The sequence below is a fragment of the Streptomyces sp. NPDC015220 genome, assembly GCF_043079345.1.
GTDB lineage: Bacteria > Actinomycetota > Actinomycetes > Streptomycetales > Streptomycetaceae > Streptomyces.
This window is the reverse complement of the sequence record NZ_JBIBUK010000001.1, coordinates 100,752-119,093: the sequence shown is the minus strand read 5'-3', so window position 1 is coordinate 119,093 and position 18,342 is coordinate 100,752. Positions and strand designations below refer to the sequence as shown.

The following is an 18,342-nucleotide window of genomic DNA, read 5'->3' as shown; positions in this document are numbered from 1 at the left end:
GGTGCCTCATGGCCATCCCCGGGAACCTCCTGGCGCCGTCAACCGAGTCCATGGATCCGGTGGTGACGGGCTGGACACCCCAACGCAACTGCACGATCAGCAAGGGGACGGGCGGCCGGAACGGCGACGGCTGTCTCGCCGTCAAGAGCCTCGCAGCGGGCGAGATGCAGGCCCGCATCGTCGGCTCTGTCCTCGTCACAGCGGGCACCCTGTACGAGACATTCGCGGACGCCTCCGGGGCCACGGTCCCGGAGCGGATCGGGATCCGCTGGCTCGACCACGGGGGCGCCGAGCTGGGCATCACGTGGTCGCTGACCACGCTGACAGCAGCGTCTTTCTGGCACCGCATTAGCGTGGCCGGGGTGGCGCCCATGGGAACCGAGCGGGCGCAGGTACTGCTGTCGTCCACCCCGGCAGCGGCAGGCGTCGTCTCCTACTTCGAGAACGTCTACCTCGGCTTGCCCATCAGAACGACCGGCAACCTGTTCGGGTTCAACGCGGAGAGCGCCGAGGTCGACGCTTCGGCGTGGATGGTCGAGGCGAACGCGACGATCAGCCGCCAGGTGCCTGCCATCATCTGGAGTGTGGGCTGGTACACGGCTGGCGGTCACACCATCGCGATGACCGCGACTGCCGCCGGTAACGCGGCCATTCGCACGGTGGACCGGCCCAAGGTGACACCTGGTGCCGAATACCAGGCATACGCCTACCTGCAGCCGCCCACTCTCGCATCGCAAGCGTGGATCGAACTGCGGTACTACGACGCCAACGGCAACCAGATCCAGGCGACCAGAGCCGTCCTCGCCCCGCCGGGGACGGGCTTCTATCGGCAGATGGTCTCAGGCACAGCGCCCGCGAACGCGGCCACCTGCGGTATAGCCGTGGGTCTGGACGGCGCGTCGGCCGGCCAGGTACTGCGTGTGGAAACGCTCGTGGTGACCCGGCCCTCCCCGATTGTGGCTGGCAGCGTCGTCACTTGGGAGAGCGGAAACTTCGAGGCTGGCACGGGTGGCTGGTCGACCGTGACCGGGGTGGCGACGCTGGCCCGGTCCACGCCGTGGGCGTCAACCTCCTACTACGGTAACTACTCGCTACGAGTGAGCTCGTCGACTGCGACGTCGTCCACGCTCCGCTCTCCGCTGTTCCCCGTCCCGAATGCCCCCGGGCTGAACTGGCGGGCTCGGATCGCCACGTCGAACGCTGCCGGGTCGTGGCCGTCGGTCACGGTCAAGGTGCACTGGTACGACGACGCTGGCGGAGACCTCGGCGTCAGCGGCGGCAGCCAGTACGTGCTGCCGGGCAGCGGCTGGTGGCTGATGTCCACGGACGCTGTCGCGCCCGCGGGCACCACTCAGGCGGCTGTTGAGGTCGTCGGCACGGCGTCGGCCGCTTCGTCCGCGATGTACGTGGATACGGTCGCCCTGTGGCAGGTGCTGCCACAGACCGCGGTCGAGGCCGTCGATGACGGCGGCTACCTGACCCTGACCCTGCGGGAGCTCCCGGCCGGCTACCTGCTGAGCGTGTACCGCATCGGCGCGAACCGCGTGATGACACTGGTCCGGGGTGAGAGCGGGCTGATCGACCAGCAGCCCATCACCTCCGACGCCATGGTCATCGAGGACCACGAGGCACCGCTGAACACGCCCTTCTTCTACCGGATCGTCCTGTATTCGAGCGCCGGGGTCGTGTCGTCGACGCGGTCCTCGTCGCCGGTGACACTCACGCTCGGCGACGTCAATACAGCGTGGCTGAAGGACCCCGCGAACCCGCAGCGCAACACACTGGTCTCGGTGGCGAAAGCGCCGGACTGGCAGCGCCCGATCGAGCAGAGCTCCTACGTGGTCCGCGGGCGCCGCAACAAGGTCGTGCTCAGCGGGCCGCGGCAGGGCCGTGAGGGCGAGCTGCAGGTATGGACCCGCAGCGAGGACGACCGGGACCGGCTGCACCTCCTCCTGGACTCCGGCAACACGCTGCTGTGGCAGGCGGCGCCCGGCATGGGCGTCACGGACATGTACGTGTCGGTCGCCTCGGTCACCGAGGCCCGCTCGGTTGCGCTCGCGCAGGAGCCGTGGCGGACGTGGACGCTCCCGCTGACCGAGGTGGACATGCCGACGACCATCGCGGTGAACGGGGCGGCCGGCCGAACTTGGATCGACGTCGTCGCCGAGTTCGCGACGTGCGCGGACGTACTGGCCACCTACGCCACAAGCGAGGCACTGCTCCTCGACCGCCGGGGGTGATGTCGTTGTACCCCGTCTCGGATCGGTTCCTGGCCCGGCTCGCGGAATCGCACACGGTCGCAACCCGAGTGCAGCTGATGCTCACCACGGGCCAGGTCATCGACCTGGAGCACACGGGCGGCAGCGTCACCGTGGACCGGGCGCAAGCGATCCGCCGCACCTGCACCGTCACCGGCTGCGACGTCTCGCTGATCCCGCGGACTCCGGCCGACCAGCTCGCCACCTACGGCGCCCGGCTACGGATCTTCCGCGGCGTCGACTACGGCGACGGCTCCACCGAGCTGGTGCCGCTCGGCGTCTTCCGGCTCGACAGCGTCGACGGCGACGTCAACGACGGCCCAGTCAACCTGCAAGGGAAGGATCTGGCAGCCTGTGTCGCCGACGACAAGTTCACGACCCCGTACAAGGCATCTGGGACCGTGGCCGGCGCGATCACCGCACTGATCCAGCGGAGCTTGCCCGACGCCGACGTCATCAGCCGGATCACCGATGCCAGCATCGGCAGCCGCGTCTACGACTACCAGGCCGACCCGTGGGCTGGCTGCCAGGAGATCGCCGCAGCAGCCGGAGCCGAGGTGTACTGCAACGCGGACGGCAGCTTCGTCATCGCGACGCTGCCGGACCTGCTGACCACCCCGCCCGTGTGGGCTGTCGAAGCCGTCGAGGGCGGCGTCTACATATCCGCCAACAGGGCCATGACCAGCGACAAAGTGTTCAACGGGGTCCTCGCGCGCGGGGAGAACACCACGGACAACGTCCCGCCCGTCTCCTACCTCGCCGTCGACAACGACCCCAACTCGCCGACGTACTGGGGCGGCCCCTACGGGCGGAGACCAGACTTCTACTCGTCCAGCACGCTGACGTCGGTGGCCGCTTGTCAGCAGGCAGCCAACCTGCGACTCGCGCTGACGAAGACCCCGAATGCGACCGGGGACCTCAAGAGCCTGCCGAACCCGGCGCTCGAGCCGGGCGACGTCCTGCGGGTCACGCACGAGGACGACTCCCGCGAGCTCCACCAAGTCGCCGCGTTCACCGTGCCGCTGGACGTCGGCGGCGACTTCCCCATCTCGACGATCAGCGCGAAGGAGGACGGGTGACGCGGTCCACCCAAGGGAGCCTGCGGGATCTGACGTGGGCCCTGCAACAGCAGGCGAAACGGGCGGGGGAGCGCAACGCGACCGTGCGGGGCGCGGACTGGCGGCAGGGCGTCGTCGCCACCGCTCCCGGCGATGGCACGATCACCACTACCGACGGGATCACCTGCCGCTGCCTCACCGCCTACACGGCGCCGAAGGCCGGGGACGTCGTCATCGTCAGCCAGTCGAGCAGCGGCCAGTGGATCGCCCTCAACCGGCTCGCCACCGTCACCCGCGCCTGGACGACGCTGCCGCTGGCGTCCGGCTGGACCCGGCTCGCCGCCTACTACGAGCCGGCGTACCGGCTGTGGGACGACGGCACCGCCAGCCTGAGCGGGATGGCCTCCATGACCGGCACCCTCACCTCCGGTACGACCGTCGCCACCCTCCCCGCCGAGGCGTGCCCGGCGAGCCAGGTGCGGTGCACGGTCGAGGTCGTGACCGGCATTTTCGCCGCCATGACTCTCTTCCCCAACGGCAACATCACCCTCGGCGACTTCAGCGCCACCTTGAACACGACCGGGCAGAAGCTCGCCCAGTACGACGTCTTCAGCCACTACCGGCTCATCTGAGAGAGGGGGCTACGTTGCCCACACCAGACAGCTACGGGCAGGGCATCGGCCTCTGGCAGATGACCGACGCGCCCAGCATCCCCGACGCCATCGCGCTCTTCGCCAAGGGCGTGCTGCCGCGGCTGACGTTGACTTTCGCGTCCGCGTCCGCCCGCGGCGCCACCCTCGTCAAGGACGCGACACCGATCCCCGGCATGATGACCTGGCTCACCGACGTGGGCCGCCTCGACATGTGGGATGGCACCACCTGGGTGACGGTCTCCGTCGGCAACCGTGCGTGGACCACGGTGCCCCTCGCCTCTGGCTGGGCCCACAACGGCAGCGACAACGGAACTTTCCAGTACCGGCTGGTGAACGAGGCCGGTGCAGAGATCATCCAGTTCCGAGGCGGGATCTCCAGGGCGTCGTACCCGTCGCCAGTGCCCGGCTCGTGGACGCTCACCTCCACGCCGCTGCCCTCATCCGCCCGCCCGTCGACGAAGCGCACCGTGAGTGTGCCCTGCTCCGACGTCAACAGCGTCCGGATCAGCCTGAAGATGGACGTGCAGGCCGATGGCCACTTGAGCTTGTGGGGCACCCAGGCCGACACCAAACCACCGTGGGTCGCCTTCAACGGCGTATTCGCCAGCCTCTAGCCCACGCACTTCCCCGACGCGCCCCGACCTGGGCGCTTTTTTCATGCCCAGGAGGGCTCTTGCGCACGCACCACTACGAGCCGACGGACCCCCGCCTGGGCCGGCATGTTCAGCACGACCCGCGGTCCCTCACCTACGCCCACGGGGTCCTCCCCAAGTCGGCGATCAGGTCCGTCGACTGGACCCGGCGCGCGCCAATCTTCGACCAGGGGCGCACCGGCAGCTGCACAGGCAACGCCGCGGCCGGCCTCGTCGGCACTGACTGCGCGGCCCGTACCGGTCTCACCTCCGTCGAGATCAGCGGGCACATCCTGCCCGTCGACGAGACCCTCGCCACGCAGGTCTACTCGCTCGCCACCCAGCTCGACGACATCCAGGGCGTCTACCCGCCCGACGACACCGGCTCATCCGGACTCGGCGCCGCCAAGGCCCTCATCAAGCTCGGGCTGGCCTCCGCCTACAAGCACGCCTTCTCCGTCGACGCCCTCAAGTCCGCGCTCCAGACGGGGCCCGTCATGGTCGGCACGGTCTGGATGGAGTCGATGTTCGACGTCGACCCCGACGGCTATGTCGTCGTCGACCGCAAGAGCAGCGTTGCCGGCGGCCACGAGTACGTCATCTCCGCCTACGACGTGAACCGGCAGGCGTACCGCATCGACAACTCTTGGGGCGAATCCTGGGCCGCCCGCGGCTCCGCCTGGCTCACGCAGACCAACCTCGCCTGGCTCCTGGCCCAGGACGGCGACGTCACCGTCCCCACCTGGGTCGCCGCACCACAGCCCGACCCCACACCGGCACCCAAGCCCGCGATCACGGCTGAAGACCTCGCCGACCAGATACGCGGCCTGTTCACCCAGAACGGAGTCTGACCATGCCCGACCTGTGGATGCCCGGCGCGCAGAAGCTGGACATCGGCGACCACGCCCCGACCGACGGCGGCCCCGCCAAGGCGATCGCGCACATCACGTGGGACCGCAACGCGACCGCGGCCAAGCCCGCCGACATCGTCTCCTTCGAGGCACTCCGCTCCTACTTCTCCGGTGGCGGCGCCGGCGTCGCTCCACACCTCCTCTGGAACCCGTTCGACGGCCGCGTGGCCCAGTTCGTGCCCGCCAACTCCCGCTCCAAGAGCCTCGTCGACGCGCCCGGCGGCACCCGCACCAACCGTGCCGGCAGCGTGGTCATCCAGATCGAGGCCCTGTTCTTCCCCTACTGCCGGGTGGACGGCAAGGTGTACGCCAAGCTCTCGGACACCCCGTGCAAGGGCTGGCAGCAGCTGCAGGACTGGGTGCACTCCTGGGGCGTGCCGAACACATGGCCCATGGGGCGGCCCACAGACTTCACTCCGCATCGCAGCGAGTCGGTGTGGGAGAAGCAGGCCGGCTGGTACGGGCACAGCCAGGTGCCGGAGAACGACCACCAAGACCCCGGGTCCTGGCCGCCGTTCGTCACCTCAACGCCCGCCAAGCCGCCGACGCCGACCAGCAAGCCGTCGGTGTCTCTCACCCACGTCGTCGCCGCAGCCCACAAGGACCCGGCCGCCACACAGGGCCACGCCACCTACAAGACCGAGGTGCTGCTGGTGGAGAAGGCGCTCCAGGCAGAGGGGCTGCTCGCCTCGCAGTGGGTCGACGGCTCGTTCGGCACGAAGACGCTCAGCGCCTACGCGGCCCTCCAGCGCCGCTACGGCTACACCGGCTCCGACGCCGACGGCATCCCCGGCAAGACCAGCCTCGTCCGCCTCGGCGACAAGCACGGCTTCACCGTCACCAACTGACCACCACGAGAAGCGAGACCATCATGAGACTGTTCGGGCGCGAGCCGGTCGTCATCCTGAACACCCTGTCCGCGGTCCTGGGCCTGATCGTCAGCCTGGGCATCACCAGCCTGACCGCCGAGCAGGCCGGCGCGATCGTCGCCGCCGTCTCCGCGATCCTCGGCGCCATCGCCGCCGCCATGACCCGACCGATCGCCCCGCAGGCATTCACCGCCGTCGTCGCCGCCGGGGCCGTCCTCGTCGCCGCGTTCGGCTACGACGTCAGCCAGACCACCGCCGGCGCCGTCAACACGGCCGTCCTCGCCGTGCTCACCCTGCTCACGCGAGCGCAGGTGACACCGTCCAGTCCGTCCACACCGACGGGACCGACGGCCGTCTGAGCACAGTGAACTGGTTAGCAGGGGAGGGCACGGTGAGCGAGCTGTTCGGCATCAACCCCAGCGACATCGGGCTCGGCGCGCTCCTCACCCTCGTCGTCCTCCTGATTCTCAGAGGCGGCCTCGTACCCAGACGCACCCACGAAGACCTCCTCGCCGACCGCGACAACTGGCGGTCGGCCTTCATGGAGTCAGAGAAGGCCCGCGCGGTCGAGCACGAGCAGGTCGAGGAACTGCTGGAACTGGCGAAGCTGGGCGGCCACATCCTCACCGCACTGCCCCGCCCGGGGCAGGCGGACGAGGAGGAGGTGAACGCCGATGCTCGGATGGATCCGGCGCCTCGCACACGGCTCTGAGCCGACCTCCCAGGCCGAGCAGACCGACTCCGAAGCCGCCCTCGAACGGACACGGACCGCCCGCCAACAGGCCGAGGAACGACGCTCCATCGTCGAGTCAGTCGTCGCCCCCATCCGGCGGGCCCGCGTGGACAACCACTGGGCGGAACGCATCGAGGCCGCGTATGCCGCCCGCAGAGGAGCAGCGCAATGACAGATCTGGGGACTGATGCCTGGATGAACGCGGTCGTCTCGGCGCTGGACGCGGCGGCCTGCGCTGCGTTCGTCACCATCTACCACCTGCGCGCCACATGGTGGCGATCCGAAGTGGGCCGCAACCAGATGGCGTTCATCGCCGTCATCGGCCTGCTGTGCCTGTACACAGCACTGGCCACGGTCGGGCAGGGCAACGAGCGCCTGCTGTTCGTGCTCCGCATCATCAGCATCACCGTCCGGCTGGCAGTCGGCGTCCTGGTGGTGCAGCGGATCTGGCTGCTGCTGGAAGCCCAGCGGGACCACCATGACCGAACTGGAGTGTGACTGGTGCCGGATCCGATTCCGCTGCCGCCGCGCGTCGACGAGACGGCCGCGGACGTGGGCAGCCTTGTCCGTCTCGGCCACGTCGACCCGCCCCCCGTGCCCGCGCCGGCCGACGAGCCGGACCCTCCGCCGAGCGACGACCCGCCGAGCGACGACCCGCCGCCCGCCGCCTGACCTGACCAACCCCTCGAAGACCCCGCCGAATCCGGCGGGGTCTTCGTCATTCCCGGAGACTTTTCATGCGCCGAGCCCGCGCCCGCTACACCCTGCTGCCCGCCCTCGCCGCCGCCCTGCTGCTGCTCTTCACGAGCGGGCAGGCGACCGCGGCGACCGCCCTGTACTCGGGCACCGGCTGGCGGGCATGGACCGACAACAGCATCGTCAGCCTCAGCCCCGACCCCTACGAGGTCGTGTTCGCCGACGACACCGCCCGCACCCAGCTCGCCCCGTACCTGAAGATGCCGGCCGCACAGGTCACCAACGCGGTCGGCGTGACCATCACCGTCACCGACACCCTCGACACCACCCCCGTCGACGCGTGCCCGCCCCGGCACCGCATCGTCGTGCACTACCTGTACCGGCCTGCTGGCACCGCGGGCATGTCCCAGACCTACGCCTGCCACGCCATCGCCGACGGCAGCGCCTGGGGCGGCCACCTGCTCATCGACTCCGAATACTGGACGGTCCCGGGCTGGTTCTCCAGCGACCCGACGGTGAACACGGCCCGGCAGCGCGACGCGGTCACGCACGAGCTGGGACACGCCCTCGGGCTGGCCCACCCCAACCAGGATCTGAACGGCGACGGCACCGTGGCGGCCGGCGAGTGCGTCCAGACCTCGACCGGCCTCAAGCCGATCATGTGCTCCCCGAACCGCGGGAACCCCCTGCCCACAGTCACGAGCGACTCGACCGGCAGGACGGCCTACTCGGTGGAAGCAGGCAAGTTCTCGACCGCCTTCGACGTCCCAGGGCTCAAGCAGCTCCTCGCGAACTACAGCGCCGGATGAGGGCGGGCATCGTGGACGACGAAGACGACGGCACCCCGTTCTGGCTCAGCCCGTGGCCGTTCCTCGAGCCGCGCTACCCGCACCCGGCACTGCCGGCCGACGACAGCGAATGACAGACGCCCCGTTCCTGCTCAGCAGGAACGGGGCGTCTTCCATGCGGCTACGGGCAGGTCTCACCGAACTTCACCGCGGTGAGCGCGACCGGCTGCCCGTTCAGGGAGGCACCTGCGGCCGGCGTCTGGGAGCAGACCTGCCAGTTGCTCTCCACCAGGATCCACCGGCTGTCCGAGGAGGCGTCCTTCACCGTGAACGACGTCCCCGAATCCAGCGCGGCCCGCGCCGCCTTCACCGACTTGCCCTCGAAGTCCGGCATCCTGCCGCCCGAGACAGTCGGCTCCTTCTCGTCCTTCGAAGGGCACGACTCCTCGAGCTTCACCGCTCCGAAGTCCAGAGTGGTGTCCGTCGGCACGGACTTCCCGACGGCCACGTTCTGGGAGCACACCTTCCAGTTCCGATCGAAGGCCTGCATGCGGTCACGGCCGAGCGCGTCATGCGACTTCAGCGAGTAGAACCCGTCGGCCTGCGCGGCGTCCTGCGCGGACTGCAGGCCCATCCCGACGAAGTTCTGCACGGTCTTCGACACAGCCCCGGCAGGCTTGTCGTCCTTGGATGAGGCGCTGCTGGGCGCCGACGACGAGCCGCTGCCACTGTCGCTGGAGTTGGTGTCGTTCGGCTGGCAGGCGACAGTCAGGCTTGCGACAGCGCAGAGCAGGGCAGCGCTAATGATGCGGGTACGCACGAGTCCCCCCGGATGAAGCTAGTACAGGCGGCACACGCTAGAGCACCCGTGAAGGAAACGTGAACGCCCGTCACCAGGCTGTGACATGACAACGCCCCCTCACCTCTGCCAACCGGCAGGGGAGCGGGGGCGCTTCGGCGTATGGGCTTCTAGGCCGGCGGGTGGTACCTGCGCTTGTGCTTGGCGATGCTGGCAGGCGCTCCTCGGTAGCCGGGCCTGCTGACGCACTCGTCGCACTCCTCCCAGTCGGTCTTGTCGACTGCGGCCCCCGTGACGGAGTGCTGAGGACCGAACCCGTGCGCGTGCAGGAAGTGCGGCACGCTGCCCTCGTACTTGAGGGCGATGAGAGCGGACTCGGCGGTCTTGTCGTGGCCTTGAGCGAAGAACTTCCCCAAGCCGACCTCGCGGCCGCAACCGCACCAGCAGTTGCCAGTGGGCAGGAGGCGGGGCTTGTCGCTCACTGGCTGGCCTCGGCTTTCACGGTCTCGAGGATGTCGAAGGAGATGTCGGCGTCCTCGGTCGCGGCCAGGAACTCCGCTGCGGCCTCGCTCGCGGTGTCGGCCTCGGAGTAGACGGTCAGGTTCATTCGATAGGCAGGCATGAACTCAGGTTAGCAAGCCAAGACTTGACGTCAAGACTTGCCGTCATGAGTTGCTATGGAGTAGCGCATAACGTTCCCTGAAGCGTGCCCGGTTGGGCGACGGCACCCTCGATAACATGCCATATCGCGGGCCCCGCTCCTCTCGGAGCGGGGCCCCGCGTGGCGTTCGGGATCAGCCCTCGTCCAGCTCTCCGATGATGGCGTCGCGGTAGTCCATGTACTTGTCGACCAGTTGGGCCGCTTCTAGCTCGTCCAGCTTGCCCGCCTCCATCTCTGCCTGAATAGCAGTCCTGCGAGCAGCCTCCGCACGCTCGGCGAGGAACAGGAGGAGCTCCTTAGCGGTAGCTCCAGGATTCCTCTCCAGCCACACCTCAGCCCACTGGTAGGCCAATCCTTGCGTGGTCGCGTCGATCCTCGCCTTCAGCGCCACGGCTGCTCTCGGCTCACTTCTTCCCACTGCCCCCCCAAGATCGAAGTTCGACGACAAACCACCGTCTGTCGTCATCTCGTCAACGAGCCTATCGCTGCAGCAAGTTGCTGTCGATAACTCGTGTCGAAAATCTATGACGGAGAACGGTAGCCGTGTACGGTTGTCGTCATGGACTTCGGATACGCCCGGGTCTCCACTGCTGACCAGAACCCGGACCACCAGATAGACGCCCTCCGCCGCGTGGGCGTCGACGAACAGAACATCCACATCGACTACGCCAGTGGCGCCAAGGCGTCCCGGCCCGAGTTCAACATCCTCATGAAGCGGATGCGTGAAGGGGACACGCTCAAGGCGACGCGCCTGGACCGCATCTCTCGCTCGCTCCTCCATCTCGTCACGCTCGGCGCCGAACTGAAAGAGCGCGGAATCGGGCTGCACATCATCGAGCAGGGCATCGACTCCTCGACCCCCGAAGGTCGTGCGATGTTCGGCATGCTCGGTGTGATGGCCGAGTTGCAACGTGAGCTCATCCTGGCGAACACGATGGACGGCCTTGCTGCTGCACGGGCTCGCGGGCGCATCGGAGGGCGTCGCCCCAAGCTCACAGCCGATCAGGCTGCGCTTGCGCAAGAGCTGTACGACGAGCGAAAGAAGACGGTGCAGGAGATCGCCGATCTCTTCGGCGTACCTCGCACCACCGTGTACGGACACCTTGACCGCTCAACCGACAACGCCCGCAAGAAGGAGAACCGATGAGCGAGAACCGCCCCGACCGCCCCGTGCGCGACGCCGACCCGGTCCGCAATGCCGCCTACTGGGCACGCGTCGAGCGCAACGCCGCCACTGCTCCGCCGCTGACTGTCGAGCAGAAGGCCACCCTGCGTGTCATCTTCGCGCCCGTCGTCACTGCCATGACCCGGGAGGCGAAGTGAAGCGCCAAGACGTCACCGGCGAGCTCGGCGTCCCCTGCACCGCCATCTACCCCCATCCGGGGCGCTCATGACGGGTAGGGAGTCGGGATCCTTCGAGGGAGGCGCGAAAAGGACACGGGCTCGCGGGTACCGGAACCTGTCCCAGGCGCAACGGATGCGGCACGCTGCCGCGAGCCAGGCACAGCACGTACTCCCCACGACTCCGGAGGCGTACCGTCAGGCGATTGAGTCCCAGATGTGCCCGGTGTGCGGCTTGGGGCCTTGGACGATGCTGGCTGGCCACGTGTCGAAGACGCACGGCATCGGCCCCGAGGAACTGCGGCGCCTCGCAGGCCTGCGACGAAAGGACAGCATCTGCGACGAAGACTACTCCGAGCAGCGCCGAAGCCAGCTGAAGGAGCGTATCGGTGATGGGCACCTTCCTCTCCCGGCGCCCAGGGAGGGGATAGAGACGGAGAGGGCTGAAATGCAGCGCCTGTACGAGGAGGAGGCGCTCAGCCTCCGGGACATCGCGGAGCGCTTCGGCATGGAAAAGACCCAGGTTGGCCGGGTGCTCAGGAAGCGAGGTGTCTCCCTGCGTGATGGGTCACGCTCCGGCGCGAAGCTCACCGAGGAGGAAGTCCGGCAGATCAAAAGCAAGCTAGGGACTATGACGAACCCGCAGCTGGCCAAGGAGTACGGCGTCACTTCCTCGCTGGTGTCGATGATCCGGACTGGGCGAGTGTGGCGCGATCTGCCATGGGACCACTAGCGCGCGGAGGCGCGAGGAGGAGATCCGCGCCCAGTCAGGGCACGCTGCGAACAGCCCCACCTTCTGGGGCTACATCCGCGAAGCCGACAAGTGGACCGACGCCGCATCCGAGGACATCGGACTGTAGAGACGAAGGTGCGGCCTGCCGGGGGGTTACTCCCCACGCCCCCGAAGGGGTCGCTGCGAACGAGGCAGGCCGCGGGGACACGCTACGCGGAACTGGCCCGTCCTGTCACCACCTAGTGCCACACTGACCGCAGCGCCCGTCAGGCCCCCCGTCCTGGCGGGCGCTGTCCGTGCTGCACAGATTCCCGTGGCTGATCTCTTTCTCTCTGGCTGGTTGTGGTGCATGGTGGTCCGCACGGGACGCCCTCCAATCCCCCAGGGGACGCCCCTCCTCGGGCCCTGCCGTCCGCTGCGGACGGCGGGGCCCGCCGCACCTCCCGGCTCCCCACGGGAGGCTTTGCGGCTGCCGTCATCCGTCGACGAATCCGAGCTCCGAGTCCGGCCGGCAGTGCCCGCAGGCTTCGACTCCTTCGGCGAGTGCCCGGAGTGCGACGTCCCGCGGTACGCCTTGGCCCCGTTTGCCGGCCATGGGGCAGTCTCCGACGTGGACGGTGGCCGGGGGCGAGTCGCGGTTGAGGCCGCGCTCGAGGACCCAGTCCGGGACGGGCGGCCGGGCGTCGATGCCCTGCTGCCGCTCCTGCTCTTGCCGCTCGACTGCCGTGATCCGCTGCCGCACCTGGTCGAGCTGGAGGGCGAGCCACGTCTCCAGGGTGCGGAGCCGGGGCAGATCGGGCGGCAAATCGTTCACAAGTTCGATTCTATGATGGCGGGGTGACAGCACCATCCGACACCCCCAGCCGGTACCACCTGCTGCTCTCCTCTGGCGGCCGGCCGGTGCAGCACGGCTGGTGGGGGAGCGAGGCGACCGCCCGCCGGAAGTTCGTCGGCTGGGTGGGGGAGTACGGCAGCATGCCCGGCGCCCGGATCACCCTCACCGACGAGACGACCGGCGCGACGTTGACGACGTGGCCGGACGAGCCGTGACCTCTGCCATGATGCGGGTCATGACTCACCGCCCGTACCCGGTCCGTGCCCGCGCGCTGCGGCAGATCATGCGCCGCCACCGCAACGAGTTGCCGGACCGTCTGCTGCCTGCCGGCCGGGTCCTGTCGGCGGGGCCCGGCGTGTACGTGCTGTCGACTCGGCGCCCCGGGATTGTCGGCGGCGGCTCGTACAGTTGAGTCATCAATCAGCCCATGCTCTGGCGCTGAGACGCCCCGCCCGGTACAGCGCCCGGGCGGGGCGTTGCTGCGTCAGTCGCTTTCCGGGTGCCGGACGGCCCGCTTGAGCTCCATCTCCACCTGATACCGGTCGAGTCCCTGCTCGGCCGCGAACGCGGTCACGCGGGCCTGTACGGCGGCGGCTTGCTCGGAGGTGAGGGTCCCGGCCTGCTGTGCCTCCCAGGCAGATCGCTCCAAGGCCAGCAGGTCGTCAGGGAAGTCGATGGCGCTCACGAGCGGAGTCTACGTCCGGGCCGCCCCATCGGCTGTGACCAGCGGTGACGCATCGCTCTACGGGCACCCGTAAAGCGATCAAGTCGCTGGCCCGGCTCAGCGCCTCCACCCCGTGGCATCCTGGGGGCGCGGGTAGCTCACTGGGTACAGAGCGGCCGGACTCATCCCCGGCACGGACGCCGGTTCAACTCCGGCCCCGCACGCGTCTGCCGGGATCAGGTCGGGACCAGGCAACTGGACCCTCCCGCCGCAGGCGGGGCTGGAGCGGCCCCCGGAGACGATCGCCTTGCGCCCGCCCCACAGGAGGCGGGCGCTCGTGCGTGCTGGCTACCTGACCACGCTTTTTGCCGACCCCGGCAAGAAGCTAAGCCGCGGCGACGACGTCCTCACGTCCACGCTCGGCCGCGCACGCGACAGTCCACTCCGCGACCAACAGCTCGTACCGCTGACGGGCCTCCCCGTACAGCCAGCCGCCGCACGACAGCACGAGCGCACGAATGTCCGCGTTCACGACCGCAGCAGGCCGCACCGCACCACCCGGCACCGGGGAAGACGAGGACATGCACCCGATCCTACGGCCGAGGTCTGACAGGTACCTAGGAATCGTCGCGCGGCTTCCTCGGGCTCCGGCTGTGGCCGCGGGCGATGCCGCTGACGCGTTCGGGTTTGACGCCGAGGTGCGGTGCCATGTCGGTGTAGCTCATGCCGTCGCGTTCATGCAGGGTGCGGACGACGTGCTGCCGGCGCTCGCGGAGCCACTTCTGCAGGTCGGGCACGGCACTGAGGGCGTCGGTGAGCAGCTTGGCTTGGTCGATGGTTTCGGCGCCGGCTAGGAGGTCGGCGAGCTGCGTGAAGGGGGCGGGCGGCTTGTCCATGGGGGTGAGGGTAGTGGGTACCCGCCAGACAATCCAGTGGGTACCCACTTGACATGATTGATGGGTACCCACTAAATTTGGGCTCATCGGGAACAGCAGGCGAGGAGACAGAGATGATCGAGCAGTCCATCACCATCAACGGCATCAAGGCCACCCTCACCGCCACCAGCGCCGTGACCTGGACCGCCTCGAGCATCGACCTCCGTCTCCGCCCCAACCTGACCTGGCGCGCCACTCGCGGCGAGCTCGCCGGCTGCGGCGACACCGCCCAGGCCGCCATCGACGACCTCCTCGCCGCCGAGCGCAAGAGCGAGAAGGCCGCCAAGCTCGCCGCCCGCTCCACCAAGGGCCAGAACTTCGCCCGTGAGATGCGCACCCACCTTCACATCGGCGCCCGCACCCGCCGCTACCGCAAGGGCAGTGACCTCCACGCACAGATCCTGGAGTCCATCACCAGCGCCGCCTGGCACGAGGGCTCCCACGATGCGGCCCGCCAGGAGACCTTCCGTACCGCCCTCGGTGCCTGGATGTCCTACGAGAAGCACATCGCTGGCTACCGCGCCGACTGCAAGGTCATCTCCCACATCAAGGGCCTGACCCCCTACCAGTTCTGCGCCCTCCTCGGCGACATGATCGACGCCGGCATCTCGAACGTCGGCGAGGGCGAGCGCTTCTTCGCCCAGCTCCGCACCGAGCTCTACGCCCAGGCCGCCTGATGGCAGCCCTCCGCGTCAACGAAGTCATCGTGAACCTCTACTGCTCACGCGATGCAGCCAGCTGGTGGGCCCTGTACAGGGCCCGCGGGCCGCACTGGCGGTTTACCACGGTCACCGCGGCGATACCGGGAGACCTGGTCGAGGTGGCCTGCGAAGACATCGAGGATGCCGAATGGCTGCGGAACCTGATGATCGAGCGCGGCATACCGAAGAGCGCACTGAAGATCGTGGCCTGAACGACCACCCGCCCCCTGAAAGGCAGGATGACGTGAGCAAACCCGCGCGCCGCTACATACCCGGCACCCGTATCGTCGACCTGACGAACCTCCAGTTCGGCCGCCTCGCAGCCCTGGAGCATGTCGGCTTCGACAAGCAGGGGAAAGCTCTATGGCGGTGCCGCTGCTCATGTGACGGCCGCCAGGTCGTGGTGCAGGGGACTCGCCTTCGCACCGGAAAGACTCTCTCGTGTGGCTGTTACCACCGCGAACAGTCCGCCGCCCGCAGGCGGACCCACGGCCAGAGCGGAACACGCCTGCACGTGATCTGGCAGAGCATGATCCAGCGCTGCACCGACCCGAGGAGCAAGAGCTACGCCAACTATGGCGGCCGAGGCATCACGGTGTATCCGGAGTGGCGAGAGTCGTTCGAGGCGTTCGCGCGCGACGTGACCGATGGTTTCGACCCTCGGCTCGAAATCGACCGGATCGACAACTCGCGAGGCTACGAGCCCGGGAACGTCCGCTGGATACCGCACGTTGCGAACCAGCGCAATAAGCGCAACAACCGGCTCGTCACCTTCCGAGGTCAGACCAAGGCGCTCGCCGAGTGGGCAGAGCTGCTTGGGATGAAGGCGGGCACCATCCAGTGGAGGCTGAGTCATGGCTGGACGCCGCAGCGGGCACTGACCACAGGCGCAGACCCAGATGCTCTCGCCCGCCTGAGTGATCCCCAGTCGGACTAGCAGGCAGCCTGACAGCGAGATGTCCTCCGTCGGGGGGCATCGCCATGCCTGGGGCCTACAAGACGTAGGTCCCCTTATTTGGCAAGGTGGTTACCAAGCCGCGGTCGCGCAGCTCCTGCACCGCCCGCCGAGCCGTACCGGGAGCCACCCCGTACTCGGCGCCCATGTCCCGCTCGTTCGGCAGCCGGGCACCCTTCGGTAGCCGGCCGGACCGGATCTCCGCCTCGACCTGGTCGGCGACCCGCACGTACACGTAGCCGATCGGCTCCTCACTCATGATCGGACCGTAGGGCGGCACCCCACCCCGAGCATCCGCAGGTGGCCGTATGGGGCACCATGTAGCGGCATATAGCGGTACCGTCTGAGCAGGAAAGACCCCCAGGGCAGCGTGGGCCGCCACCCCGGGGGCATGGCCAACGCTTCAGGGAGCGTCGACGATGACTCACCCTACGGATCCCACGCCCGGGCGCCAGACCGCCGACGTGATCCCGCAACTGTGCTGCCACTGCGGCGGCCTCACCCGGCAGCCGGTCCTCGTCGGCGAGGCGTACACCCCGTCCGGGGCCGGCCGGTCCATCTACGCCTGCCCGGACGACGCGCCCCTGTTCGGCGAGCAGTACGCGGGGCCTGCCGCATGACCACCCGCCCCGACGACGGCCTCGAGGCCGCGTGCAGCCTCGGCCAGCACCAGCACTGCACCGGCAACATCGACCTCCTCGCGGGCCCCGGCCCGGCCGTGCCGCTGCTGCGCTGCTCGTGCCGCTGCCACCGCGGCCGGGTGCGCACCAACCGGACCTGGCAGGCAAAAGACGGCGCCCACAACTTGCCTGGGAGGCAGATGTAAGCCAGGGCCTACACGCGCCGTAATCGATCACACGGTAACGGGTGAGATACGTGCCACCTTCACCCTTGCGGAATGGTTCAACAGGATGTTGTGTACTGAACAACATCAGTGGAGGAGGTCCGTGACGTGCACTCTCAACGCGTGCGCGACCGCCAGGATGTGGCTCAGTTTCATCTCCTGTCCAGCCTCCATGCGCTGAATCGTCGACCGGTCGACTCCGCTGGCGTAGGCCAGGGACTCCTGAGTCATGTTCTGGTGCAGCCGCCGCACTCGTATGCGGTCGCCGGCCGCCCGACGGGCGTCGGTAATCCACTGCGGGTGATCAGAGGCTGGCACCCGATCAACGCTTTAGCGATCTTGATCCTAAGTCAGCAGCAGTTTTGCGGCATTAGTTGATCTTCGTTAGGCGTCAGGAAGCGGCGCCGTCCGGCGTCAGGAGGCGGCGCCTACCCCCACATGTAGCCCTGCGGTCCTGGCGTGCGCCGCAGGGTGGTAGGTAGTGTTCGAATACGAACATACGTTCACTCGAAAGGGTGAACTGGGGAATCGGCTGCATCCGTCTGGTTAGACGGATAGCCGACAGATACGTGCCGGGAACCGTCGAACTTGGGTAGGCCCCCCTCGGCGGTTCCCTGGCACGCGAGGAGCGGCCCCTCGCCGATCACCGGGGGGTGGAAGCGAGGGGCCGTCTGCTCGTGAACTCCCCCTGTGACCTGCCGTGATGCTGTGATCATTTAGGGGACGGATAGGGGGCGACACTGCGTGGCGACCCTGTATTGGATACGTGGGCAGCATGTAGTGAAGATGGCAGATGAAGCAGGATGGTGCAGTGCGTAACGCGTCTGACCTGCCCTTCCGGGGTTGCAGCCTGCAGACCCGGCGTTCGCCGAGAAGTTCCTGAACTTCATCATCGCCGAGGTGATCCGCCACCACGAGCGCATCGCCGAGGACTCCGCCGGCGGCGACCCGACGACGGTCGGCTGACCCCGGCCGGGACACACCGCCGCCGCCCGGAGACGCCGGGGGAGCGCCGACCAGCCCGACGGCACGCCGGGCAGCGCCCGGCCCCGCACGGCGTGCGCGGCACGCCACGGGCGGCCGGCCCGGGCACGGCACAGGCGCCCGGTCCCGGCGCGGCGTACGCGGCACAGCACGGGCGGTCCGTTCGGACCCGGCGTACGCGGCACAGCACGGGCGGTCCGTTCGGACCCGGCGTACGCGGCACAGCCCCGGCACGGGTACACGGCACCGGACCGGGCCCCCGATGACACGACGCACACGACGCACCCGGCGC

32 protein-coding genes, 1 tRNA gene and 1 pseudogene are annotated in these 18,342 nt (G+C 68.6%); 24 read left to right on the top strand and 10 right to left on the bottom strand.

Annotated elements, in window-relative coordinates; all coding sequences use genetic code 11:
- Positions 1 to 8: 8 nt before the first annotated feature.
- From ACF061_RS00590 to ACF061_RS00535, 12 genes are all read left to right on the top strand, one after another.
- Positions 9 to 2,240: a hypothetical protein gene (locus ACF061_RS00590; protein WP_392264565.1), complete on the top strand. Its 2,232-nt coding sequence runs from the start codon at positions 9 to 11 to the stop codon at positions 2,238 to 2,240.
- A gap of 77 nt (positions 2,241 to 2,317) precedes the next feature.
- Positions 2,318 to 3,337, top strand: a complete 1,020-nt coding sequence (locus ACF061_RS00585; protein WP_392265362.1) for a DUF5047 domain-containing protein — start codon at positions 2,318 to 2,320, stop codon at positions 3,335 to 3,337.
- On the top strand, positions 3,334 to 3,948 hold the full coding sequence (locus ACF061_RS00580; RefSeq protein WP_392264564.1) for a hypothetical protein: 615 nt from the start codon (positions 3,334 to 3,336) through the stop codon (positions 3,946 to 3,948). Before ACF061_RS00585 ends, ACF061_RS00580 begins: the two co-directional genes overlap by 4 nt.
- A gap of 14 nt (positions 3,949 to 3,962) precedes the next feature.
- Positions 3,963 to 4,583: a hypothetical protein gene (locus ACF061_RS00575; RefSeq protein WP_392264563.1), complete on the top strand. Its 621-nt coding sequence runs from the start codon at positions 3,963 to 3,965 to the stop codon at positions 4,581 to 4,583.
- 59 nt (positions 4,584 to 4,642) lie between these two features.
- Positions 4,643 to 5,452 carry a hypothetical protein gene (locus tag ACF061_RS00570; RefSeq protein ID WP_392264562.1) on the top strand — a complete coding sequence of 270 codons (810 nt, stop codon included), beginning with the start codon at positions 4,643 to 4,645 and terminating at the stop codon, positions 5,450 to 5,452.
- A gap of 2 nt (positions 5,453 to 5,454) precedes the next feature.
- Positions 5,455 to 6,360 carry an endolysin gene (locus tag ACF061_RS00565; RefSeq protein ID WP_392264561.1) on the top strand — a complete coding sequence of 302 codons (906 nt, stop codon included), beginning with the start codon at positions 5,455 to 5,457 and terminating at the stop codon, positions 6,358 to 6,360.
- A gap of 23 nt (positions 6,361 to 6,383) precedes the next feature.
- Positions 6,384 to 6,740 (top strand): hypothetical protein, encoded by a 357-nt coding sequence (locus ACF061_RS00560; RefSeq protein ID WP_392264560.1) that lies wholly within the window; start codon positions 6,384 to 6,386, stop codon positions 6,738 to 6,740.
- A 32-nt stretch (positions 6,741 to 6,772) separates the two neighbouring features.
- Positions 6,773 to 7,093 carry a hypothetical protein gene (locus ACF061_RS00555; RefSeq protein ID WP_392264559.1) on the top strand — a complete coding sequence of 107 codons (321 nt, stop codon included), beginning with the start codon at positions 6,773 to 6,775 and terminating at the stop codon, positions 7,091 to 7,093.
- Positions 7,056 to 7,286, top strand: coding sequence for a hypothetical protein (locus ACF061_RS00550; protein ID WP_392264558.1), 231 nt, complete (start codon positions 7,056 to 7,058; stop codon positions 7,284 to 7,286). The genes ACF061_RS00555 and ACF061_RS00550 overlap by 38 nt, the downstream gene beginning before the upstream one ends.
- A complete protein-coding gene (locus tag ACF061_RS00545; RefSeq protein WP_392264557.1) occupies positions 7,283 to 7,612 on the top strand; it encodes a hypothetical protein in 330 nt (109 codons plus the stop codon). The genes ACF061_RS00550 and ACF061_RS00545 overlap by 4 nt, the downstream gene beginning before the upstream one ends.
- 3 nt (positions 7,613 to 7,615) lie before the next feature.
- Positions 7,616 to 7,786 (top strand): hypothetical protein, encoded by a 171-nt coding sequence (locus ACF061_RS00540; RefSeq protein WP_392264556.1) that lies wholly within the window; start codon positions 7,616 to 7,618, stop codon positions 7,784 to 7,786.
- Between the two features lie 65 nt (positions 7,787 to 7,851).
- Positions 7,852 to 8,619, top strand: a complete 768-nt coding sequence (locus ACF061_RS00535) for a hypothetical protein (protein ID WP_392264555.1) — start codon at positions 7,852 to 7,854, stop codon at positions 8,617 to 8,619.
- A 160-nt stretch (positions 8,620 to 8,779) separates the two neighbouring features.
- Here the strand turns inward: ACF061_RS00535 and ACF061_RS00530 are convergent, their stop codons facing one another.
- The 4 genes from ACF061_RS00530 to ACF061_RS00515 all read right to left on the bottom strand — a co-directional run bounded on the left by ACF061_RS00530 (position 8,780) and on the right by ACF061_RS00515 (position 10,524).
- Positions 8,780 to 9,418, bottom strand: a complete 639-nt coding sequence (locus tag ACF061_RS00530) for a hypothetical protein (RefSeq protein WP_392264554.1) — start codon at positions 9,416 to 9,418, stop codon at positions 8,780 to 8,782.
- A gap of 149 nt (positions 9,419 to 9,567) precedes the next feature.
- On the bottom strand, positions 9,568 to 9,879 hold the full coding sequence (locus ACF061_RS00525) for a hypothetical protein (protein WP_392264553.1): 312 nt from the start codon (positions 9,877 to 9,879) through the stop codon (positions 9,568 to 9,570).
- Positions 9,876 to 10,019, bottom strand: coding sequence for a hypothetical protein (locus ACF061_RS00520; protein WP_392264552.1), 144 nt, complete (start codon positions 10,017 to 10,019; stop codon positions 9,876 to 9,878). Before ACF061_RS00520 ends, ACF061_RS00525 begins: the two co-directional genes overlap by 4 nt.
- 172 nt (positions 10,020 to 10,191) lie before the next feature.
- Positions 10,192 to 10,524: a hypothetical protein gene (locus ACF061_RS00515; RefSeq protein WP_392264551.1), complete on the bottom strand. Its 333-nt coding sequence runs from the start codon at positions 10,522 to 10,524 to the stop codon at positions 10,192 to 10,194.
- A 93-nt stretch (positions 10,525 to 10,617) separates the two neighbouring features.
- On the opposite strand from ACF061_RS00515, the gene ACF061_RS00510 reads away from it, so the two are divergent.
- The 3 genes from ACF061_RS00510 (at position 10,618) to ACF061_RS00500 (ending at position 12,132) form a co-directional block, all read left to right on the top strand.
- The gene (locus tag ACF061_RS00510; protein ID WP_392264550.1) at positions 10,618 to 11,205 is read left to right on the top strand and encodes a recombinase family protein; all 588 of its coding nucleotides are present in this window, start codon (positions 10,618 to 10,620) and stop codon (positions 11,203 to 11,205) included.
- Positions 11,202 to 11,381: a hypothetical protein gene (locus ACF061_RS00505; protein WP_392264549.1), complete on the top strand. Its 180-nt coding sequence runs from the start codon at positions 11,202 to 11,204 to the stop codon at positions 11,379 to 11,381. Before ACF061_RS00510 ends, ACF061_RS00505 begins: the two co-directional genes overlap by 4 nt.
- A 283-nt stretch (positions 11,382 to 11,664) precedes the next feature.
- Complete coding sequence (locus tag ACF061_RS00500) at positions 11,665 to 12,132, top strand: hypothetical protein (RefSeq protein WP_392264548.1); 468 nt, start codon at positions 11,665 to 11,667, stop codon at positions 12,130 to 12,132.
- Positions 12,133 to 12,607: 475 nt separating this feature from the next.
- Here the strand turns inward: ACF061_RS00500 and ACF061_RS00495 are convergent, their stop codons facing one another.
- Complete coding sequence (locus ACF061_RS00495; RefSeq protein ID WP_392264547.1) at positions 12,608 to 12,946, bottom strand: DUF6233 domain-containing protein; 339 nt, start codon at positions 12,944 to 12,946, stop codon at positions 12,608 to 12,610.
- 23 nt (positions 12,947 to 12,969) lie between these two features.
- Here ACF061_RS00495 and ACF061_RS00490 point away from each other — a divergent pair, with 23 nt between their 5' ends.
- Both ACF061_RS00490 and ACF061_RS00485 read left to right on the top strand, forming a co-directional pair.
- Positions 12,970 to 13,182: a hypothetical protein gene (locus ACF061_RS00490; RefSeq protein ID WP_392264546.1), complete on the top strand. Its 213-nt coding sequence runs from the start codon at positions 12,970 to 12,972 to the stop codon at positions 13,180 to 13,182.
- A 20-nt stretch (positions 13,183 to 13,202) separates the two neighbouring features.
- The gene (locus tag ACF061_RS00485) at positions 13,203 to 13,379 is read left to right on the top strand and encodes a hypothetical protein (protein WP_392264545.1); all 177 of its coding nucleotides are present in this window, start codon (positions 13,203 to 13,205) and stop codon (positions 13,377 to 13,379) included.
- A 72-nt stretch (positions 13,380 to 13,451) separates the two neighbouring features.
- Here the strand turns inward: ACF061_RS00485 and ACF061_RS00480 are convergent, their stop codons facing one another.
- Positions 13,452 to 13,652 carry a hypothetical protein gene (locus ACF061_RS00480; protein ID WP_392264544.1) on the bottom strand — a complete coding sequence of 67 codons (201 nt, stop codon included), beginning with the start codon at positions 13,650 to 13,652 and terminating at the stop codon, positions 13,452 to 13,454.
- Between the two features lie 126 nt (positions 13,653 to 13,778).
- On the opposite strand from ACF061_RS00480, the gene ACF061_RS00475 reads away from it, so the two are divergent.
- Positions 13,779 to 13,855: transfer RNA gene (locus ACF061_RS00475), tRNA-OTHER, on the top strand.
- 161 nt (positions 13,856 to 14,016) lie between these two features.
- On the opposite strand, the gene ACF061_RS00470 is transcribed toward ACF061_RS00475, so the two are convergent.
- Together ACF061_RS00470 and ACF061_RS00465 are read right to left on the bottom strand one after the other, a co-directional pair.
- The gene (locus ACF061_RS00470) at positions 14,017 to 14,214 is read right to left on the bottom strand and encodes a hypothetical protein (protein WP_392264543.1); all 198 of its coding nucleotides are present in this window, start codon (positions 14,212 to 14,214) and stop codon (positions 14,017 to 14,019) included.
- Positions 14,215 to 14,248: 34 nt separating this feature from the next.
- On the bottom strand, positions 14,249 to 14,527 hold the full coding sequence (locus ACF061_RS00465) for a sigma-70 family RNA polymerase sigma factor (RefSeq protein ID WP_392264542.1): 279 nt from the start codon (positions 14,525 to 14,527) through the stop codon (positions 14,249 to 14,251).
- Between the two features lie 113 nt (positions 14,528 to 14,640).
- Between ACF061_RS00465 and ACF061_RS00460 the strand changes: the two genes are divergently transcribed.
- Genes ACF061_RS00460 through ACF061_RS00450 form a run of 3 tightly spaced genes read left to right on the top strand, consistent with a single transcriptional unit; the run spans position 14,641 to position 16,204 of the window.
- Positions 14,641 to 15,243, top strand: a complete 603-nt coding sequence (locus tag ACF061_RS00460; RefSeq protein ID WP_392264541.1) for a hypothetical protein — start codon at positions 14,641 to 14,643, stop codon at positions 15,241 to 15,243.
- Complete coding sequence (locus ACF061_RS00455; RefSeq protein WP_392264540.1) at positions 15,243 to 15,479, top strand: hypothetical protein; 237 nt, start codon at positions 15,243 to 15,245, stop codon at positions 15,477 to 15,479. The genes ACF061_RS00460 and ACF061_RS00455 overlap by 1 nt, the downstream gene beginning before the upstream one ends.
- A gap of 32 nt (positions 15,480 to 15,511) precedes the next feature.
- The gene (locus ACF061_RS00450) at positions 15,512 to 16,204 is read left to right on the top strand and encodes a hypothetical protein (RefSeq protein ID WP_392264539.1); all 693 of its coding nucleotides are present in this window, start codon (positions 15,512 to 15,514) and stop codon (positions 16,202 to 16,204) included.
- 55 nt (positions 16,205 to 16,259) lie between these two features.
- Here the strand turns inward: ACF061_RS00450 and ACF061_RS00445 are convergent, their stop codons facing one another.
- The gene (locus tag ACF061_RS00445) at positions 16,260 to 16,481 is read right to left on the bottom strand and encodes a GntR family transcriptional regulator (protein WP_392264538.1); all 222 of its coding nucleotides are present in this window, start codon (positions 16,479 to 16,481) and stop codon (positions 16,260 to 16,262) included.
- A 160-nt stretch (positions 16,482 to 16,641) separates the two neighbouring features.
- Between ACF061_RS00445 and ACF061_RS00440 the strand changes: the two genes are divergently transcribed.
- Together ACF061_RS00440 and ACF061_RS00435 are read left to right on the top strand one after the other, a co-directional pair.
- On the top strand, positions 16,642 to 16,842 hold the full coding sequence (locus ACF061_RS00440; RefSeq protein WP_392264537.1) for a hypothetical protein: 201 nt from the start codon (positions 16,642 to 16,644) through the stop codon (positions 16,840 to 16,842).
- Positions 16,839 to 17,048 carry a hypothetical protein gene (locus tag ACF061_RS00435; RefSeq protein ID WP_392264536.1) on the top strand — a complete coding sequence of 70 codons (210 nt, stop codon included), beginning with the start codon at positions 16,839 to 16,841 and terminating at the stop codon, positions 17,046 to 17,048. Before ACF061_RS00440 ends, ACF061_RS00435 begins: the two co-directional genes overlap by 4 nt.
- A gap of 105 nt (positions 17,049 to 17,153) precedes the next feature.
- On the opposite strand, the gene ACF061_RS00430 is transcribed toward ACF061_RS00435, so the two are convergent.
- Positions 17,154 to 17,384 carry a helix-turn-helix domain-containing protein gene (locus tag ACF061_RS00430; protein ID WP_392264535.1) on the bottom strand — a complete coding sequence of 77 codons (231 nt, stop codon included), beginning with the start codon at positions 17,382 to 17,384 and terminating at the stop codon, positions 17,154 to 17,156.
- Positions 17,385 to 17,921: 537 nt separating this feature from the next.
- On the opposite strand from ACF061_RS00430, the pseudogene ACF061_RS00425 reads away from it, so the two are divergent.
- Positions 17,922 to 18,032 (top strand): annotated as a pseudogene (locus ACF061_RS00425) (chorismate mutase); the annotation flags it as partial.
- Positions 18,033 to 18,342: the final 310 nt, after the last annotated feature.

Bases quoted from the DNA above. Each gene is read 5' to 3' on its own strand.
- ACF061_RS00590 (WP_392264565.1), top strand. From the start codon at position 9: ATGGCCATCCCCGGGAACCTCCTGGCGCCGTCAACCGAGTCCATGGAT.
- ACF061_RS00585 (WP_392265362.1), top strand. From the start codon at position 2,318: ATGCTCACCACGGGCCAGGTCATCGACCTGGAGCACACGGGCGGCAGC.
- ACF061_RS00565 (WP_392264561.1), top strand. From the start codon at position 5,455: ATGCCCGACCTGTGGATGCCCGGCGCGCAGAAGCTGGACATCGGCGAC.
- ACF061_RS00560 (WP_392264560.1), top strand. From the start codon at position 6,384: ATGAGACTGTTCGGGCGCGAGCCGGTCGTCATCCTGAACACCCTGTCC.
- ACF061_RS00550 (WP_392264558.1), top strand. From the start codon at position 7,056: ATGCTCGGATGGATCCGGCGCCTCGCACACGGCTCTGAGCCGACCTCC.
- ACF061_RS00545 (WP_392264557.1), top strand. From the start codon at position 7,283: ATGACAGATCTGGGGACTGATGCCTGGATGAACGCGGTCGTCTCGGCG.
- ACF061_RS00535 (WP_392264555.1), top strand. From the start codon at position 7,852: ATGCGCCGAGCCCGCGCCCGCTACACCCTGCTGCCCGCCCTCGCCGCC.
- ACF061_RS00520 (WP_392264552.1), bottom strand. From the start codon at position 10,019: ATGCCTGCCTATCGAATGAACCTGACCGTCTACTCCGAGGCCGACACC.
- ACF061_RS00515 (WP_392264551.1), bottom strand. From the start codon at position 10,524: ATGACGACAGACGGTGGTTTGTCGTCGAACTTCGATCTTGGGGGGGCA.
- ACF061_RS00510 (WP_392264550.1), top strand. From the start codon at position 10,618: ATGGACTTCGGATACGCCCGGGTCTCCACTGCTGACCAGAACCCGGAC.
- ACF061_RS00505 (WP_392264549.1), top strand. From the start codon at position 11,202: ATGAGCGAGAACCGCCCCGACCGCCCCGTGCGCGACGCCGACCCGGTC.
- ACF061_RS00485 (WP_392264545.1), top strand. From the start codon at position 13,203: ATGACTCACCGCCCGTACCCGGTCCGTGCCCGCGCGCTGCGGCAGATC.
- ACF061_RS00470 (WP_392264543.1), bottom strand. From the start codon at position 14,214: ATGTCCTCGTCTTCCCCGGTGCCGGGTGGTGCGGTGCGGCCTGCTGCG.
- ACF061_RS00465 (WP_392264542.1), bottom strand. From the start codon at position 14,527: ATGGACAAGCCGCCCGCCCCCTTCACGCAGCTCGCCGACCTCCTAGCC.
- ACF061_RS00460 (WP_392264541.1), top strand. From the start codon at position 14,641: ATGATCGAGCAGTCCATCACCATCAACGGCATCAAGGCCACCCTCACC.
- ACF061_RS00455 (WP_392264540.1), top strand. From the start codon at position 15,243: ATGGCAGCCCTCCGCGTCAACGAAGTCATCGTGAACCTCTACTGCTCA.
- ACF061_RS00445 (WP_392264538.1), bottom strand. From the start codon at position 16,481: ATGAGTGAGGAGCCGATCGGCTACGTGTACGTGCGGGTCGCCGACCAG.
- ACF061_RS00440 (WP_392264537.1), top strand. From the start codon at position 16,642: ATGACTCACCCTACGGATCCCACGCCCGGGCGCCAGACCGCCGACGTG.
- ACF061_RS00435 (WP_392264536.1), top strand. From the start codon at position 16,839: ATGACCACCCGCCCCGACGACGGCCTCGAGGCCGCGTGCAGCCTCGGC.